Annotated in this window: 17 protein-coding genes; 8 read left to right on the top strand and 9 right to left on the bottom strand. The window is 68.3% G+C overall.

Annotated features, from left to right (window positions below):
• Nucleotides 1–5 precede the first annotated feature (5 nt).
• Nucleotides 6–488 carry a GtrA family protein gene (locus tag DL991_RS02720; protein WP_125780598.1) on the bottom strand — a complete coding sequence of 161 codons (483 nt, stop codon included), beginning with the start codon at nucleotides 486–488 and terminating at the stop codon, nucleotides 6–8.
• Between the two features lie 101 nt (nucleotides 489–589).
• Between DL991_RS02720 and DL991_RS02715 the strand changes: the two genes are divergently transcribed.
• From DL991_RS02715 to DL991_RS02690, 6 genes are all read left to right on the top strand, one after another.
• Nucleotides 590–1,960, top strand: a complete 1,371-nt coding sequence (locus tag DL991_RS02715; protein ID WP_125780596.1) for an FAD-binding oxidoreductase — start codon at nucleotides 590–592, stop codon at nucleotides 1,958–1,960.
• Nucleotides 1,957–2,712, top strand: a complete 756-nt coding sequence (locus DL991_RS02710) for a decaprenylphospho-beta-D-erythro-pentofuranosid-2-ulose 2-reductase (protein ID WP_125780594.1) — start codon at nucleotides 1,957–1,959, stop codon at nucleotides 2,710–2,712. Before DL991_RS02715 ends, DL991_RS02710 begins: the two co-directional genes overlap by 4 nt.
• Nucleotides 2,713–2,782: 70 nt before the next feature.
• A complete protein-coding gene (locus DL991_RS02705) occupies nucleotides 2,783–3,265 on the top strand; it encodes a YbaB/EbfC family nucleoid-associated protein (RefSeq protein ID WP_125780592.1) in 483 nt (160 codons plus the stop codon).
• Nucleotides 3,262–4,752 carry a WXG100 family type VII secretion target gene (locus DL991_RS02700; protein WP_125780590.1) on the top strand — a complete coding sequence of 497 codons (1,491 nt, stop codon included), beginning with the start codon at nucleotides 3,262–3,264 and terminating at the stop codon, nucleotides 4,750–4,752. The genes DL991_RS02705 and DL991_RS02700 overlap by 4 nt, the downstream gene beginning before the upstream one ends.
• Nucleotides 4,749–5,459 (top strand): hypothetical protein, encoded by a 711-nt coding sequence (locus tag DL991_RS02695; RefSeq protein ID WP_125780588.1) that lies wholly within the window; start codon nucleotides 4,749–4,751, stop codon nucleotides 5,457–5,459. Before DL991_RS02700 ends, DL991_RS02695 begins: the two co-directional genes overlap by 4 nt.
• Entirely contained in the window at nucleotides 5,459–6,046 is a 588-nt protein-coding gene (locus tag DL991_RS02690) for a hypothetical protein (RefSeq protein ID WP_125780586.1), read from the top strand. Before DL991_RS02695 ends, DL991_RS02690 begins: the two co-directional genes overlap by 1 nt.
• Before the next feature lie 75 nt (nucleotides 6,047–6,121).
• Here the strand turns inward: DL991_RS02690 and DL991_RS02685 are convergent, their stop codons facing one another.
• From DL991_RS02685 to glf, 5 genes are all read right to left on the bottom strand, one after another.
• Complete coding sequence (locus DL991_RS02685; protein ID WP_199746216.1) at nucleotides 6,122–7,627, bottom strand: hypothetical protein; 1,506 nt, start codon at nucleotides 7,625–7,627, stop codon at nucleotides 6,122–6,124.
• A 38-nt stretch (nucleotides 7,628–7,665) separates the two neighbouring features.
• On the bottom strand, nucleotides 7,666–8,034 hold the full coding sequence (locus DL991_RS02680; protein WP_125780582.1) for a hypothetical protein: 369 nt from the start codon (nucleotides 8,032–8,034) through the stop codon (nucleotides 7,666–7,668).
• A 98-nt stretch (nucleotides 8,035–8,132) separates the two neighbouring features.
• On the bottom strand, nucleotides 8,133–9,092 hold the full coding sequence (locus DL991_RS02675) for a decaprenyl-phosphate phosphoribosyltransferase (RefSeq protein WP_125780580.1): 960 nt from the start codon (nucleotides 9,090–9,092) through the stop codon (nucleotides 8,133–8,135).
• Nucleotides 9,089–9,604 (bottom strand): phosphatase PAP2 family protein, encoded by a 516-nt coding sequence (locus DL991_RS02670; RefSeq protein WP_125780578.1) that lies wholly within the window; start codon nucleotides 9,602–9,604, stop codon nucleotides 9,089–9,091. The genes DL991_RS02675 and DL991_RS02670 overlap by 4 nt, the downstream gene beginning before the upstream one ends.
• Entirely contained in the window at nucleotides 9,597–10,823 is a 1,227-nt protein-coding gene (gene glf, locus DL991_RS02665; protein WP_125780576.1) for a UDP-galactopyranose mutase, read from the bottom strand. The genes DL991_RS02670 and glf overlap by 8 nt, the downstream gene beginning before the upstream one ends.
• A gap of 81 nt (nucleotides 10,824–10,904) precedes the next feature.
• Here glf and DL991_RS02660 point away from each other — a divergent pair, with 81 nt between their 5' ends.
• On the top strand, nucleotides 10,905–12,914 hold the full coding sequence (locus tag DL991_RS02660; protein ID WP_125780574.1) for a DUF6541 family protein: 2,010 nt from the start codon (nucleotides 10,905–10,907) through the stop codon (nucleotides 12,912–12,914).
• Nucleotides 12,915–13,238: 324 nt separating this feature from the next.
• Here the strand turns inward: DL991_RS02660 and DL991_RS02655 are convergent, their stop codons facing one another.
• Nucleotides 13,239–14,132 carry an LLM class flavin-dependent oxidoreductase gene (locus DL991_RS02655; protein ID WP_125780572.1) on the bottom strand — a complete coding sequence of 298 codons (894 nt, stop codon included), beginning with the start codon at nucleotides 14,130–14,132 and terminating at the stop codon, nucleotides 13,239–13,241.
• A gap of 79 nt (nucleotides 14,133–14,211) precedes the next feature.
• Between DL991_RS02655 and DL991_RS02650 the strand changes: the two genes are divergently transcribed.
• Nucleotides 14,212–15,012 carry an HAD family hydrolase gene (locus DL991_RS02650; protein WP_199753802.1) on the top strand — a complete coding sequence of 267 codons (801 nt, stop codon included), beginning with the start codon at nucleotides 14,212–14,214 and terminating at the stop codon, nucleotides 15,010–15,012.
• Between the two features lie 94 nt (nucleotides 15,013–15,106).
• On the opposite strand, the gene DL991_RS02645 is transcribed toward DL991_RS02650, so the two are convergent.
• Together DL991_RS02645 and DL991_RS02640 are read right to left on the bottom strand one after the other, a co-directional pair.
• The gene (locus tag DL991_RS02645; protein WP_125780570.1) at nucleotides 15,107–15,841 is read right to left on the bottom strand and encodes a 1-acyl-sn-glycerol-3-phosphate acyltransferase; all 735 of its coding nucleotides are present in this window, start codon (nucleotides 15,839–15,841) and stop codon (nucleotides 15,107–15,109) included.
• Nucleotides 15,842–15,894: 53 nt separating this feature from the next.
• The gene (locus DL991_RS02640) at nucleotides 15,895–17,265 is read right to left on the bottom strand and encodes a hypothetical protein (RefSeq protein WP_370305395.1); all 1,371 of its coding nucleotides are present in this window, start codon (nucleotides 17,263–17,265) and stop codon (nucleotides 15,895–15,897) included.
• Between the last annotated feature and the right edge of the window lie 3 nt (nucleotides 17,266–17,268).

Genomic DNA, 17,268 nt, shown 5'->3' with positions numbered 1-17,268 from the left:
AATCCTCAGTTCTCCTCTGTGCTTGACACGACTGGGCGGGGCTCACGGAAGACGACCCACTTGAGCATGACGAAATTGATCACGGTCGCGGTTGCCTGCGAAACGACCCAACCGAGGGTGGCCTTCCAGGCCGACTCGGGCAGGACGTGCAGCATCGTGCGGTTGACGCCGACGGCGACGAGGAACGTCACGGCGTACAGGAGTACGAAGCTACCGATCTGACGTGCGCCCTCCTGGCGTCCACCGGCGAAGGTGAACTTGCGGTTCAGGAAGAAGGCGGTCGTGGTGCCCACGATGAAGCTGAGCGCGCGGGCGATGTCGACCCACGGCGTCGCGTCCATGCCGAGGGCACGGAGCCCCTGGTAAACACCGAAATCGACCAGGGCGCAGAAGCCGCCGATGAGGCCGAAGCGGATGAGCTGCCCGAGCAGCCCAGGGGAGGACGGCGCTGCTGCCGTCACGCCGGCTTTCGGGTCGGTCGCCACCACTGCTCTACCTCATAAACTGCTGGGGCTGATGCTCAAAGTGTAGAAGCGAGCACTTCAGGGTCACGTTCCGGGCATTGTTCGGCGTGGTTACCCTGGTCGGCGTGACCCAAGCACCCAAGACACAGCGGCAGACGCTCATGGGCTGGGCAAGGACGTCGCCGAGTATCGCGGACGTCCTGAGCACCCCCGACGTGGAGACCATCGCCCGCGCGGTGACGCAGGCCGGGGAACGCGGGGTCATCGCGCGCGGTCTCGGCCGGTCCTACGGCGACCCGGCGCAGAACGCGGGCGGCCTGGTCATCGACATGACCGCGCTGGACCGCATCCACTCGATCGACCCGGATTCGGGCATCGTCGACCTCGACGCGGGCGTCAGCCTCGACAAGCTGATGCGCGAGGGCCTGCCGTACGGCCTGTGGGTGCCGGTGCTGCCGGGGACGCGTCAGGTGACCATCGGCGGCGCGATCGCGAACGACATCCACGGCAAGAACCACCACTCGGCGGGCAGCTTCGGCAACCACGTCGTTTCGCTGGACCTCGTCACCGCCGACGGCCAGGTGCGCACGCTGACCCCGGAGGGCCCGGACTCCGAGCTGTTCTGGGCGACCGTCGCGGGCATCGGCCTGACCGGCGTCATCGTCCGCGCCAAGATCCGGATGACGAAGACGGAGACGGCCTACTTCAAGGCCGACATCCAGCGCACGGCGAACCTCGACGAGACCCTGGCGCTGGTCACCGACGGCTCCGAGGACAACTACACGTACTCCTCGGGCTGGTTCGACTCGATCTCCCGGGGCGCGAAGCTCGGCCGCGCCGCGTTCCAGCGCGGCTCGCTCGCGAAGCTGGACGAACTGCCGCCCAAGCTGCGGGCGGATCCGCTCAAGTTCAACCCGGGCACCCTGGCGACCCTGCCGGACGTGTTCCCGAACGGGCTCGCGAACAAGCTGTCGTTCTCCGCGATCGGCGAGCTGTACTACCGCAAGACCGCGAAGAACGCGCGCGACCAGATCCAGAGCTTGACCGCCTTCTACCACCCGCTCGATCTGTTCGGCGAGTGGAACCGCGCCTACGGCTCCAAGGGTTTCCTGCAGTACCAGTTCAGCACGCCGCTGAACGCGCACGAGCCGCTGCGCCGGATCATCCAGAAGGTCGCGGACTCCGGGCACGTGTCGTTCCTCAACGTGTTCAAGCAGATGGGCGAGGGCAACGCGGCACCGCTGTCGTTCCCGCACCCCGGCTGGATGGTCTGCCTCGACTTCCCGATCAAGGACGGGCTGAGCCGGTTCTGCCAGGAACTCGACGAGGACGTGCTCGCGATCGGCGGCCGTCTGTACACGGCGAAGGACTCGCGCACCTCGGCGGAGAACTTCGCGAAGATGTACCCGCGGCTCGAGGAATGGCGCAAGGTGCGCGCTTCCGTTGACCCCGAAGGCGTTTTCGCCTCTGACATGTCCCGAAGGTTGGAACTGTGATCGACGCTGTGGGCAACCCCCAGTCCCTGCTGCTGCTCGGCGGCACCTCCGACATCGCGCTCGCGATCGCGGAGAAGTACCTGGCCGAGAAGCCCCTTCGAGTCGTGTTGGCCGGACGCCAGTCGCCGCGGCTCGACGCCGCCGCGCAGCGCCTGAAGGACAAGGGCGCCGAAGTATCCACTGTGGACTTCGACGCGAAGGCCATGGAAACCCACCCCGCCGTGCTGGACAAGGCGTTCGAGGGTGGCGACATCGACGTCACCGTCGTGGCGTTCGGCCTGCTCGGCGACCAGGAAGAGCTGTGGCAGGACCACGCGAAGGCCGTCGAGGCGGCGACCGTCAACTACACGGCCGCGGTTTCGGTGGGTGTCGCGCTTTCGAACAAGCTCAAGAAGCAGGGGCACGGCAAGGTCATCGCGCTGTCCTCGGTCGCCGGTGAGCGGGTCCGCCGGTCGAACTTCGTCTACGGCTCCACGAAGGCCGGTTTCGACGGCTTCTACCTGGGCCTCGGCGAGGCCCTGTCCGAGTTCGGCGTGCAGATCACCGTCGTCCGCCCCGGGCACGTGAAGACCAAGATGACCGAGGGTCTCAAGGACGCCCCGCTGGCGCAGACCGCCGAGCAGGTCGCCGAGATCGCCGTCAACGCCTCGCGCGCCGGCAAGGAACTGGTGTGGGCTCCCGCGCCGTTCCGTCTGGTCATGTCGGCCCTGCGGCACGTGCCCCGGCCGATCTTCCGGAAACTGCCGATCTAGGGAACGAGCCCGCTACGCCATTCGTCTCACCCGGGCACGGACGCCTCCGTCCCCGGGTTGAGAGGAATCGATGGCTGACCAGGAAGCCAAGCTCGACGCGGCCATCCGGTCGTTTCAGGAGCAGGCCGCCAAAGCAGCGGAACTCAAGGACAAGATCGCCGGGCTGCGCGGATCCGCGCGCAACGCCGACGGCTCGGTGACGGTGACCGTCGCCCCGTCCGGCGCGCTGCTGGGACTCCAGCTGTCCCCCAAGGCGATGAACCGCACGCATACCGCGCTGCAGCAAGAGATCCTCACCGCGATCAGAGAAGCGACGCAGCAGGCGGCGGCCGCGATGCAGCAGACCGTCCAGCCGATCCTCGGCGACCGCGCGGAACAGTTCAAAGAGGCGTTCAACGCCCACGTCGAACCGCTCGGGCCGAGTGCTCCCCCGCCCGCGGAATCCCTCGCCGGGCCTGCTCTCCACCAGCCCGTCCGCACGTCTCGTCCGACGCGCCCCGCTCCCGCCGACGATGACGACTTCGGCGGCCCGATCCTGCGGAGGGACTCGTGACCGGCTTCGGCGTACAGACGGAAGCGCTCACAGCGCACGCCACGGGGTCCAAAGAGGCCTCGGGGAACTTCGGCAGCCTCGCGAGCCTGCTGGAGCAGGCCAGGGTCTCGGACGACTGCTTCGGCCCGCTCGGCGAGCTGATGGCGTTCAAGTACTTCGAAGGCCTGCAGGAATGCCAGGACCTCGCCGAGCAGGCGAAGTCCTTCATGGACCAGATCGCCGACAAGACCACCACCGCGGCGAAGACCTACCTCGACCACAACCAGGGCACCGCCGAGGTCATCACCGGACTCGGTGCCGGGCTGGACGACGGCGGCAGCGGCCCCGGCAGCCTGAGCGACCTCAACAGCGCCGGCGACTCGGGCCGCAAGGGTTTCTGGGAGCAGAACGGCGGCTACGGCAGCTCGTGGATCAGCACGTCCTCGGAGGTCGCCAGGGCGAGCAGCCCGCCCGACGTCGCGATCGCCACCGTGCACGCGCGGATGGAACAGCTTCAGCTCGTGACGAGCCCTGGACAGTCCTTTTTGGACAACGGGCTCGGCTTCCTGATCGGGATCGTGATCAGCCCGCTGGTCGAGCTGGTGCTCGAACCCGCGATCGGTGACCCCGAGCAGATGCGCAGCACCGCCAAGGGCTGGGAGCAGACGGCGAAATGGCTCGACGGCGTCGCCGAGCACGAGCAGAAGCGGGCCGACGCCACCAAGGAGCCCTGGAAGGGCCAGGCGGGCGACGCGTTCCGCGGCCAGATGACCGAGTTCTCTGGCGGCGCCAAGGCGTTCGCGAACGACGTCCGCGGGCTGCAGCAGATCCTGGAGATCGCCGCCGACCTGTTCGACGCGTTCGTCGAGATCGTCATCGACATCATCCAGGAACTGGTGATGGGCCTGATCATCGAGTGGCTGGCCGCGCTGGCCGCCTCGTGGATCACGGCGGGCGCCTCGGTCGGCGCGGCGGGCGCGGCCACGGCCGGCCAGGTCGCGGTGACCGGCGGACGGCTCGGGATGAAGGTCAAGCAGCTGCTCGGCAAGCTCAAGCCGTTGATCGACAAGCTCGAAGACATCCTGAAGATGCTCCGCAACGGGCCGCTGAAGAAGGTCGTCGAGCGCACCGAAGGGTTGCGCGACGGCAACTGGCTGCAGAAGCGGCTCGCCGACCAGATCGACAAGAACCCGCTGGCCAAGATCGTCACGAAGGCCAATCCGGCGACCGGGGCCTCCAAGACCGCCAACAGGTTCGCGGACCGCTACGGCGTCGGCGGCGAGGGCTCGGACGCGCTCACCACGAACCTCACCGAAGCCGGGCTGCGGGCGATGGGCATGAGCGGGACGACCAGTGTCGGCAAGGCCGCTTTCCGCGGCAGTGCCGGTAACCTGGCCGAACTGGGCGTCGAGCAGGGCGTCAAGGCGGGCTACCACGAGTCTCAGGATTCGTCGTCCGAGGAAGAGCGCCGCGCGGCGACCGACAGAGGGTTCACGATCGAAGAATGAATCTCGCCTCCCCGCTCGGGGCCGCGTCGCAAGCCCTGCCTTCGCTGCGTCAGGGCGAACGGTTGTTGTGGGCCGCGTACGGCCAGACGGTGAACTACGACGTACGCGGCCTCGATCCGTGGGGTGTGCCGAAGAAGAGCGTGTTGGGCAAGCTCGGCTCGGGCGCCGCGAACTTCGCCGGCGACGTGGTCAGCGCGGCGCTGGGCGGGGCAGACGAAACGGGGGCGTCCGCCCCACCATCGCCGCAGGTCGTCGTGCTCGGCGAGCAGTGCGGTCTGGCGCATACGGCGCTGCGAGAGCTGCCTACGAGCGGCTCGCCTTCGCGGCTGTGGGCGCTGACCAGCGCACGGCTGCTGATGCTGGAGAAGGCCGTTCCACCGGAGCCGGAGAAAGCCGGCAAGTCGTTCATCGGGAAGGCGATCGGCTTCGGCAAGGGCGTGGTCAAGACCGGCAAGGAGATCGCCACGATCATCACCACGAAGACCTACGGCGACAACGCCGCGGGTGTCCCGATCGCGCGGCGTGAGATGGTGCTGTGCGCCGAAATCCCGCGTGACCGGATCGCCGGCTTCGCGGTGGCCGAGCACGGCAAGAAGCGGGCCCCTTGCCTTCGTACGTCCTTTGTAGACGGATCGGGCCTGGACTTCCTGTTCTACAGCGACGATGCCCGGCATTTCGCCTGGCTCTATTCGTTGACGGTGAGCTGATGGACACCAAAGCGGCGAAGTCCGTCGACGAGATCGTCGAACGGGAACTGCACCAGTTCTGGCTCGCGCCCGGCGAGCGCCTGATCATCGGCTGCCCGCCCGCACACGGGTACGTCGGCCTGTTGCTGGACGGCAAGCTCACGCTGCCGTATTCACCGTCGCGGGAAACCCCCGCGGTGACCGGGAAACCGCGGTGGCCGCTGCCCGCGTCCGACGTCCTCGAAGCCGACTGGACCGATGACCCGACGATCGCCTACTGGGTCGTCGCCCAGACCGCGGAGCAGACCGCCGCGCGGCTCGCGGACCACCTCGCCGGTGGCCACGGTGAGGCGCGGCTGACGCTGTCCGATCGGCGGCTGGCCGTCGTGTACCCGGCGCGGATGCTGGAGGGCGAGGATCCCGCGCAGCCGTTCCGGACCTTCGACGAGCTGCCGTCGGGAGTGGTGCGGTCGGTGTCCGCGCAGTTCCTGGGGCGGAGTTTCCCGCCGCGGCCGGTGCTCCGGTTCGCTTTCGCCGACGGCTCCGTGGTCTTCCAGCGAGACCAGCTGGCGGTCGACAAAGCGGCCCGGGCCGACACACGCCGCTGACCCGCGCAATTCGGCACCAGGTTGCGATGGTCGGCATCGCGAACTATCGCAAGCAGGTGCCGAATTGCGAGGGGGTCATCGCGCGGGGAGCAGGTAGAGCTGCTGCGTGCCCATCCAGGGCGAGCTGATCGTCCAGGTCGCCAGCGCGTTCGGCGGCGGCGTCTTCCGGGTGGTGGCCAGCACCAGATCCGGGGTCGCGGGCGGGACGCTGTGGTCGAAGAACCGGAAGTTCGCCTCCAGCAGGGCCTTCCCGAGATCGCTGCTGCGGTTCTTCGTCTCGACGATGGCCGGGTCGACCGAGCCGCGGTCGGAGAACTGGTCGACGATGTCGCAATCGCAGGCGTAGGCGAGCGCGCCGACCTCGCCCGCGCTTTCCACCTTGCGTCCCTTGGTCAGTTCGCCCAGTTGCGCGCCGATCCGGCGGTACTCGTCGGACGCGGCGTGGTTGCTGGTGATGGGCGCGAACCGGCGCGGCAACTCAGGAGCCGCGTACGCGACGGCGCTCACGAGCAGGAACGCACCGGCGAGGAGCCCCGCACCGAGCCGCGCGCGACCGGGTACGGCGCAGGCAGCGGCGGCGAGGAAGACCGTCGCGCCGGTGATGCTCGGCGCGTAATACCAGTGGTACGGCGGGACGTTCAGCCAGCAGTAGGCCAGATAGTGCGCCGCGCCGGCGATCGCGAGCGTCGCGAACGGCAGCAGCTGCTTCGCCCGTTCCGAACCACGCCGGAAATGGAACGTCCACAGTAGACCGGCGAGCCCGCCGATGACGAGTGGCAGAAAGGAAAGCGTCGCGGCGAGCGGGAAGTTGCGCCAGTACAGCAGCGGGCCGTTGGTGAAGCTGAAATGACCCCACGATCGCTGCATGATCTTGATGACCAGGGTGTCCGGCACCGCCGAACCCAGCACCAGCCAGCTGAACAGGAACCACGGCAGCATCACCGCGAGCGCGGCGAACGTCATCCGCCAGATGCCCACCCAGAACTCGCGGCGCGCGAGGAACAGGACGAAGGCGATCAGCAGCAGATCGATCCGGATCAGCGCGATCAGGCCGATCACCGCGCCCGCGGCGACGGGACTGCGTTCGTGCAGGAACACCATCAGCCAGACGACCGCCGTCGCGCCGAGGGCGACTTCGAGACCGACGGACGACAGCAGGAGCGGGTTCACCAGGAGCAGGCCCAGCGCCAGCGGGGCGAACCAGCCGGAGAGGCCGGTCGCGGCGCCGATGCGGCGCAGACCGAGGACGAGCGCCACCTGACTGGCGACGAAGACGATCCCGGCGGCGAAGACGGCGTCCCGGACGATGAAGGTGACGAGCGCCAGCACGAGGACGTTCAGCGGCGACGTCGCGGTGTTGGCGGTGCCCTCTTCGATCAGGCCCCAGTGGCCGTGGAAGGCGAGGTTCTTCGCATACGACAGCGTGATGTACGTGTCGTCGATCAAATGCCCGCTGACCAGCACGAACACCAGGGCCGAAGCCACCGCCGCCCCGGCAGGGAGCACCCAGGGCCGGGCAAGGACGGCGGCTCCCGGCAGCGCACCGGGAGCCTGGGGCAGATCGGCGGAGGCGCTTCGCATCACGAACACCGTACACGGCGACGTGATGATTCCGTTATCTACCTGCCGTGGGACTCGTCACGCCAGCCGCGGTCTCCGGGGCCGTCACGGAAGTCACGGTGCATGCCGGGACCGCCATGACCACGGTGTTCACGGGAGAAACCGGGCCGGTCACCGTCGCGGGAGGCCAGGCCGACGGCGGTGCCGATGATGCCGCCGCCGAGGATGAAGCCGAGGGCGCCGACCGCGACCAGCTGCGTCGCGCGGTGTCCGGCGAAGCGGCGGAAACCGCCCTTCTTCGGCGGGACCTGCTGCACCGGAGGGGGCGCGGCGGGAGCCTCGGCGGGCTTCTTCGGGGTCTCGTCGCCCACGGCGGGCTGCTCGACCGTCTTGTCCTCGTCTTCGGACGGCCGCTGCGGGTCGCTCATCTTTCGCTCCTCGAGTAGATGGGGGCGGGCTGCGTGCCCGCCCCCATCACCGAGGATGCGTGCGCTTCCTATGGATGCGCTGTGCGTGAGCTGTCGAATCAGAGATAGAACGACAGGAACAGCGTGACGACCCAGCTCGCGCCGAGCACCTGGAGCACGCGGTCCTTGAGCGCGATCTCCTCCGGCTCGCCCGCGTTGCCGCCGTCGACGTCGACGGCGTAGCGCAGCACGGCCACCACGAACGGGACCATCGAGACGACCGCCCAGACCGAGTCGTGCTCGACCTGGCGGATCTCGAACGCCCACAGGCAGTACGACATGATCAGGATCGCCGCGGACGTCGCCCAGACGAACCGCAGGTAGCTCGCCGAGTACTTCTTGAGCGAAGACCGGATCTTCGCGCCGGTGCGCTCGAAGAGCATGATCTCGGCGTAGCGCTTGCCCGCCACCATGAACAGCGAGCCGAACGCGGTGACCAGCAGGAACCACTGCGAAAGCGCGATCCCCGCGGCCACGCCACCGGCGATCGACCGCATCAGGAAGCCCGAGCCGACGATGGCCAGGTCGACCACCGGCTGGTGCTTGAGGCCGAAGCAGTAGCCGAGCTGGACGGCCTCGTACACTGCCAGCACGACCGCGAGCTGCCAGCTGGCGAGGAACGAGATGCCGAGGCCGGCGGCGAAGAACACGCCCGCCGCGACGAAGGCCACCGGCACCGGCACGATCCCGGCCGCGATCGGCCGGTTCCGCTTGGTCGGGTGGGCCTTGTCCGCCTCGACGTCGATCGCGTCGTTGATGAGGTAGACCGAGGAGGCCACCAGCGAGAACGCCGCGAAGGCGATCAGCGCGGCGATCAGCAGGCCGGTCCGGTCCGTCGACTTCGAAAAGGCGAAGAACGGTGCGGCGAACACCAGCACGTTCTTCACCCACTGACGCGGGCGTGCCGTCTTGATGATGCCGCCGACGAGACCTCCGGCGACCTTCTTCGGTTCGGCGGCCTCGGCCACGGGTTCTACGTCGTCAGGCTTGGAATCGGCCTTCTCGGTCGTTTCACTCATCGTCGCTTCAGCTTCCTACGTATCAAGCCGCCGACTATGCCCCCTAGGGCCGCTCCGGCCAGAACGTCGGTCGGGTAATGGACGCCGAGCACGAGCCGGGAGGCCAGCATCGGCGGTACCAGGGCCGGGACCAGGTTACGCCCGGTCAATCCGGAGTAGAGCACCGCCGCCGCCGTAGTGGAGGTCGCGTGCGAGGACGGGAAGCTCAGCTTGCTCGGCGTGGAGACCAGGACCTCGACGCTCGGGTGGTCCGGTCGCGGCCGCCTGACCACGCGTTTCACCGCGATGGACGCGGCGTGGGCGCCGACGACGCCCGCCGCCGCGACCAGCCAGTCCTTGCGGCGCTTCTTGTCGACCGCGGCCCCGACGAGCCCCAGCGCGAACCATCCCGCGCTGTGCTCGCCGAAGTGCGAAAGACCCCGTGCCGCCTTGACCGTGACGTCACTCTTCAGGACGCCCTGAGCCTTCGAAAGAACCGCCACCTCGCCGGTGGGAGCGCCCTTCTCAAGCATCGAGGGACCCGTCGAGAGGCGCGCCATCGGTCAGGTGCGGCGCGATCTTGTTGTCGAACGCGGTCAGCGCCGAACCGATGGCCATGTGCATGTCGAGGTACTTGTAGGTACCGAGACGGCCGCCGAACAGGACGTTGCGCTCCTTGGCCTCGGTCTTCGCCAGCTCGCGGTAGGCCTCGAGCTTCTCGCGGTTGTCCGGGGTGTTGATCGGGTAGTACGGCTCGTCGGCCTCACCGGCGAACCGGGAGTACTCGCGGAACACGACCGTCTTGTCGTTCGGGTAGTGCTTGCGCTCCGGGTGGAAGTGCCGGAACTCGATGATCCGGGTGTAGGGCACTTCTTCGTCGTTGTAGTTGACGACCGAGGCTCCCTGGAAGTCGCCCGTCTCCACGACCTCGGACTCGAAGTCCACGGTGCGCCAGGTGAAGCGGCCCGCGGAGTAGTCGAAGTAGCGGTCCAGCGGCCCGGTGTAGACGGTCGGGGTGCCGGCGGGGATGTGCTCGCGGACGTCGAAGTAGTCGACGTTCAGCCGCACCTCGATGTTCTCGTGCTCGGCCATCTTCTCGAGCCACGCGGTGTAGCCGTCGACCGGCAGGCCCTCGTAGGTGTCGTTGAAGTACCGGTTGTCGAAGGTGTAGCGGACCGGGAGCCGGGTGATGATGTCGGCGCCGAGGTTCTTCGGGTCGTTCTCCCACTGCTTGGCCGTGTAGCCGCGGATGAACGCCTCGTACAGCGGACGGCCGACCAGCGAGATCGCCTTCTCTTCGAGGTTCTGCGCGTTCGCGGTCTCGAACTCCGACGCATGCTTGGCGATCAGCTCACGCGCCTCGTCGGGCGTGTGCGACTTGCCGAAGAACTGGTTGATCAGGCCCAGGTTCATCGGGAAGGAGTAGACCTGGTCCTTGACCTTGGCGAAGACCCGGTGCTGGTAGTTCGTGAAGTCGGTGAAGCGGTTGACGTACTCCCACACCCGCTTGTTGGAGGTGTGGAACAGGTGCGCACCGTAACGGTGCACCTCGATCCCGGTCTCGGGCTCGGCTTCGGAGTAGGCGTTGCCACCGAGGTGGTGGCGCCGCTCCAGCACGAGGACCTTCTTGCCGAGCTCGGCCGCGGCCCGTTCGGCAACGGTCAACCCGAAGAAACCGGACCCGACCACGATGAGGTCGTAGCCGGTGAAATCGGCTTCAGTAATCTTGTCGGGGTTCGTGTGCGCGCTCACGGGCGTCGAGGGTACGCACGTCGCCAGCGCGCCCTGCACCGAGCACCGATTTTCACCTTCGACAGACACATTTAGGAAGCAGTGCCTACTCCGGACACCTTCTGGTCGTACTTCGGTGCGACCCTGACCTACCTGGCCGTTCTGGCGATCCCCGGCGGGCTCGTCGGCCGGGCCGCGGGCCTGCGCGGCTGGGCCCTGGCAGGCCTGGCCCCGCTGTTGTCCTACACGGTAACCGGACTGGCCGGTCCGTGGCTGGCACTCGCCGGTGTGTCGTACAACCCGCTGACCGTGGCGGGCGTCACGGCCGTGCTCGCCGGACTGGGCTTCGGCCTGCGGAAGCTCGGCCAGAACCGAGGCTGGATCAAGGCGGGCTCCGAGGAGCCGCCGACGAAGTGGCACCCGCGCGCGCACTACGCCGTCGCCGCCTGCGTCGCGCTGGCCGTCGGGATCTCGATCCTCGTGGTGCTCTCCGCCCGCGGCGGCACGACGGCGGTCTTCCAGCGCTGGGACACCGTGTTCCACGCGAACGGCATCCGCTACATCGCCGAGACCGGCGACGGCTCGCTGACCGGCATGGGCACCGTCAACTGGTACCCGGACGGTTCGTTCTACCCGAACGCGTATCACCTGGTCGGCTCGCTCGTGTACTCGATTTCGGGGACGACGATCCCGGTCACGCTGAACGCCATCACCATGCCGGTCGCCGGGATCTTCGCGCTGTCGATGGTCGCGCTGATCCGCCAGCTCGGCGGGCGCGCGGTGTTCGCGGGCTGCACCGCGCTGGTGGCCGCCGCGGCCACCACCGGCGCGTACGAATCGGTGTCCAGCGGGCTGCTGCCGTTCGCGCTGGGGATCGTGCTGACGCCGCTGGCCGTGGTCGCGCTGGCCCGCTTCCTCGCGCGGCCCGGCCTCGACACCGGCTACGTGCTCGCGCTGACCGCCGTCGGCCTGCTCGCGGCGCACTCGTCGGCGCTGTTCGGCGCGCTGCTGTTCGCCTTCCCGGTGGTGGTGCAGCGCTGGTACCGCGCGCTGCGGCACAAACGGCTCGACGGCGTGCCGGAAGGCCGCGGCGGCTGGCGGGTCATCGGCGGCGACGTCGTCAAGATGGTGCCGGTGATGGTGGGGAGCGCGCTGCTCGCGGCCCCGCACATCCTCGGCGCCCTGAAATTCACTTCGGGTTCATACCCTTATTACGCGTGGGGTTCGGAACTGCCGGTGCTGAAGTCGCTGGCGCTGCTGGTGACCTTCCGGCAGGTGCTGAGCGCTCCGCAGGTGTGGCTGACGGTGTTGCTGGTCATCGGCGTCCTGAGCTTGTTCCGGCTCGGGCGGATGCGCTGGATCGGGCTCGCCGCGCTGGGCTTCTCGGCGCTGTTCGTGCTGGTCGCCTCGTTCGGCGCCGAACCGTGGGTGATCTCGCTGTCGCGGCCGTGGTGGAACGACCGCTACCGCCTGATGGCGCTCGCCGCGATCCCGCTCTGCCTGCTGGCCGGGCACGGGATGGCGGAACTGCAGCGCTGGTTCGCGAAGTGGGCGAGCGGGCGCTCCTTGGTCAAGAGCAGGCCCGCCCTGCCCGCCCGGCTCGGGCTGGCGACCGCCGTGTTCGTCGTCGCCGCGTCGGCCGTGCTGACCAAGGGCTTCTACACCGAGTCGAACGCGCACGCGGTGTCGTTCCTGTACTACAACGGGCCGGAGGGCGAGGTCACGCCGCCGGTCAGCGCCGACGAACTGGCCGCGATGAACGAGCTGACCAAGATGAACATCGGACCGGACGAGAAGGTGCTCAACGAGCGCTTCGACGGGACGGCCTGGCTGTACGCGATCACCGGCATCCACCCGGTCGCCGGGCACTACGACCCGGGCGTGCCGCCGCCGGACGCGAAGTACCTGGCGCTGCACTTCCGCGACTACGACACCGACCCCGAGGTGCGGGCGGCGGTCAGGCGGCTGAACATCAAGCACGTGCTGATCGGGAGCACGCCGATCAAGATCGGCGAGCCGCCGGCGCCGGGGCTGCGTGACCTGGACGGACTGAACTTCCTGCGCAAGGACTTCGGCAACGCGGGGGCGTCGATCTACACCCTGACCCGCTGAGGTCTTTCTCCCGCCAGTGCAATGAAAGGCCCCTTCATAGCAAATTTTGCTATGAAGGGGCCTTTCATTGCATTCGAGATCACGGAGTTCCGTCTCCGATCACGCGAGTCCCGGATCCGGACACCCGAATCGCGGCCAAAGATAAAGGCTCGCGTGGTCGCGGACTGCCCCTGCCGCGACCACGCGAGCCTCAGTCCCCCATTCACCCCCGGGGTGACCCATGAGGGGCAGCCGACTTCGGCCACACCCACTCGCTGTACTTGTCTGTCAGACGACCATGGGGCGGAACTGGTTTACCCGGCCCGCCAACGTCACCCGAACGGCCTAAGAACTTCTTCCCTGGAGTACTGGGAGTACGTCGCTGACGACCTCTTCAAGCGTCGACTCGCGGCCGACGTAGTAGTCGCCGGACCGCGGCCAGTGCGTGACGATGTCGGTGAACCCGAGTTCCTCGGCCCGCCCGGCCGCGTCGGTGAACGCGCCGACGCTGGAGAGCGAGAAGACCGGCGCCGAGTCGAGGCTCAGGAAGCGTTGCACGCCCGCCTTGTCCCGGCCGACGGCGTCGAGCCGCTCGTCGAAGGTCTTCACGAGTCCCGCGACGCCCTTCCACCACTCGTCCTGGGTGTCCGCCTTGACGCCGGTGGTGGCCCAGCCCGCACCGAACCGCGCGGCGAGCGTCATCGTGCGCGGGCCGTTCGCGGCCACCAGGAAAGGCAGCCGCGGCCGCTGCACGCAGCCAGGCAGGTTCCGTGCGCCTTTGGCCCGGTAGTACTCGCCCTCGAAATCGAAACCGTCGGTCATCAGCAGCCCGTCGAGCGCTTCGACGAACTCGGTGAAGCGGTCCGTGCGCTCCTTGACCGACAGCTCGGGGCCGTCGAGGACGGTCGCGTCGTAATTCGTGTTCGGGACGCCGGCGCCCACGCCGAGGATGAAGCGGCCGTCGGAGATGTCGTCGAGGGTGGTCAGCTCGCGGGTGAACGGCACGGGGTGCCGCGCGACCGGCGAAGCCACGAAGGTGCCGAGTCTGATCCGCGACGTCACCATCGCGGCCGCCGTCAACGTTGGCATCGCACTGAACCACGGGCCGTCGACGAGATTCCGCCAGCCGAGGTGGTCGTACGTCCAAGCGTGGTCGAAGCCGTATTCCTCGGCGGCCCGCCATTTCGGCTCGGCCGCCCACCAACGATCTTCCGGAAGGATCACGATGCCTACGCGCACACCCCGGAAGGTACCGCGAAGCGCGGCTTCGCCCGATGGGCGGATCATCGGGGACAATGCGCCGGTGGACAAACCCCTCTTGATCGCCTCCGACGTCGACGGCACCCTGCTCGGTCCGATGGAGACCCTGTCCGATCGCACGAACGACATCGTCCGGCGGGTCACCGAGGACGGAGTGCCGTTCGTGCTGGTCAGCGGCCGCCCGCCGCGGTGGATCGCCCCGATCGCGAACCCGCTGGACCTGACCGGGTACGCGGTATGCGCGAACGGCGCGGTGCTGTACGAGATCGGGACGGACCGGATCGTCGCGATCCACGGCCTCCTCGAACCCCAGCTGCTGCACGACACCGTCAGTGCTCTTGATCACGCTCTTCCCGGCTGCCGGTACGCCGCGGAACGGGTCGGCGAGTCAGCTCAGGATCCGGGCACGCGCAGTTTCGTGATCGAGCCGGACTACCACAATCCGTGGGGAAACCACGAGGGCGCGGAAGCGCCGAGGGCCGAGGTGCTCGGGCATCCGGCGATCAAACTCCTGATCAGCAGGCGCGGCATGAGCTCCGACGAGATGGCGCGGGCGGCGCGCGAGGTGCTCGACGGCTCGGTCGACATCACCTACTCGACCAACAGCGGCCTCATCGAGGTCGCCGCGCACGGCATCACGAAGGCGACCGGGCTGGCCGAAGTCGCCGAGCGGCTGGGCGTCCCGGCCGAGCGGGTGATCGCGTTCGGTGACATGCCCAACGACGTCGAGATGCTCGGCTGGGCCGGGCACGGTGTCGCGATGGCCAACGGGCACCGCTACGTGCTGGACGTCGCCGACGAGGTGACCGCGCCGAACTCGGAGGACGGCGTCGCGCAGGTGCTCGAGCGCTGGTTCTAGGTCGTGACGTCCATCTGGACACGCGTAACGGGACGGACGGCTCGGGCGTGACTGGACGGACGACACGCGTGATCAGACGGACGGCACAGGCGGTCTAGCGGCCTTCGCGGTCGAGCTTCGCGGCCTCTTCCGGGGTCGGCGCGGTGCCGCCGAGGTGCGCGGGCAGCCACCAGCGCTCGTCGTCGGAGTCCGGCTTGGCCGGGTAGCCGGCCTGGACGCGGTCCACGAGGGCGGACATCCGCACGCGAAGGTCCTTCGAAAGGACTTCGGCGTCCTCGTCGGCCTTCGGGTGCATGGGCTCGCCGACAAGGATCGAGATCGGCACGTGGCGCTTCGTGAGGTCCTTCGGGCGGCCCTTGGTCCACAGCCGCTGAGTGCCCCACAGCGCCATCGGCACGACGGGGACTCCGGCCTCGGCGGCCATCCGGACGGCGCCGGACTTGATGTCCTTCACGGTGAAAGACCGGCTGATCGTGGCTTCGGGGAACACGCCGACGACCTCTCCGGCCTTCAGGCGCTCGACGGCTTCCCGGTACGACGCGAGGCCCGCGCCGCGATCGACGGAGATGTGGTGCATCCCGCGCATGAGCGGTCCGGCGACGCGGTTGGAGAAGATCTCCTTTTTCGCCATGAACCTGACCAGGCGTTTCGCCGGCTGCGCGCCGAGCCCGCAGAAGATGAAATCGAGGTAGCTCACGTGGTTGCAGGCGATGACCGCCCCACCCGTCGACGGGATGTGCTCGGTCCCCTCCACCCGGATGCGGTTGTCCAGCACCCGGAACATCAGCTTCGCCGCCATGATGACGGGCGGGTAAACGAGCTCAGCCATTCGTCCAGGTTACGCTACCGTAGGGTAACCAACCTACGGTCGCGTAGGTCACATCACTCAGAGCGTTCTCGCCGCGCGAAGGTCACCAGCGCCAGGGCGACGCCGAGCACCGTGCAGAACAACGCGATCACCTGGTGCTTGACGTTCTCCAAGCCGTCGCCCAGCGCGGCCAGCGCGAACTGACCGACGGCGACCGCGAGCAGGAATCCCAGCGTGACGCCCACCGCCTCGCGCCGCGTCCTCCAGCCGCGCCACGCGATCAGTGCCCATATCGGCAGCAGGGCGAAGAAACCCAGTGGCGACAGCAGTTTCGTCACGGTCGAAACGATCGGGACGCGATATTCCTGTGTTTCCGGGGCGAAGCCCGCCGCCCGGTCGAAGCTGCCGAGGTAGGGCGGCCGCGCGGTGAGCAGGTCGCCCGCCGCGCGGTTCAGGATTTCCGTGGTGCGCAAGGGATGCGTCGCGAAGTACTCGACGACGTTGCGCCTGCTGATCTGTTCGCGGTACTTCGGGTACTCGGGATCCAGCGTCGCGGGTTTCGGATGCCACCAGCCGTTGCCCGCGTACTGGCCGAACGAGGCGGGCAGCCCCAGCGCGGCGAGGTCAGCTCGGGTGTCGTGCCGACCGTCCACAATGGTCAGGAAGATCGTGTTGAACATGTTGATCTCACGCGAATCGTCGCCTGGCCTCGCGGCGAGAGAGCCGTCGGGCAGCTTCGCCGGTTCGACGGTCTGCTGCGCGTAAGCCGTACCTCCGGCGAGCGCGCCGATGACGAACACCACGGGAAGCCAGCGCTTCAGGCCGCGAACATCCGCCGGGCGGACGAGCAGGGCGGCGAGCGCGAGCAACGGCAGGATCATCAGCGTCTGGACCTTGGCGTTGACCGCGATCACGCCGCCGAACAGCAGCACGGCGAGGCCCGCGTAACGCCACCAGCCGGGCCTCGCGGCCACCAGCAAGCCGCCGACGGCGAGCAGGAGACCGAGGAAGGCGGCACCTTCGCCGAGCACAGAGGCGAAGTAACCGAAGAACGCGGAGTCCGCGACGACCAGCAGCAACCCCAAGGCCGCGAAACCGCGGACGCGGCGCGAGTACGGCAGGCCGACGACGATCAACGCGACCGCCGCGGCGGCGAGGACGCTGGTGAGCACGCCGAGAACGACCAGGCTGAGCGTCGATTCGAGGCCGAGCACATCGCCGATCGACCGCGCGATCCGCGCGAACCAGCTCTGGGTCAGGAGATAAGTGGCGTCGCATTCGCCTGCCGGGACCGTGTAGGCGAGGTGGACGAACCCCTCCGGCTTGCCCTTCCACGGGATGCCCGCGCCGCACAGCACGCGGAAACCGTCACCGTTGTCGGCCATCCCGACCGGCCGCGGCACGAGGAAACGAACCAGCAGCACGGTGAGCGCGGCGGCGAACACGGA

This window comes from Amycolatopsis sp. WAC 01375, from assembly GCF_003947325.1.
Taxonomy (GTDB): domain Bacteria; phylum Actinomycetota; class Actinomycetes; order Mycobacteriales; family Pseudonocardiaceae; genus Amycolatopsis.
Note: the sequence above shows the minus strand (reverse complement) of the source record. Positions and strands in the feature narration are given on the sequence as shown.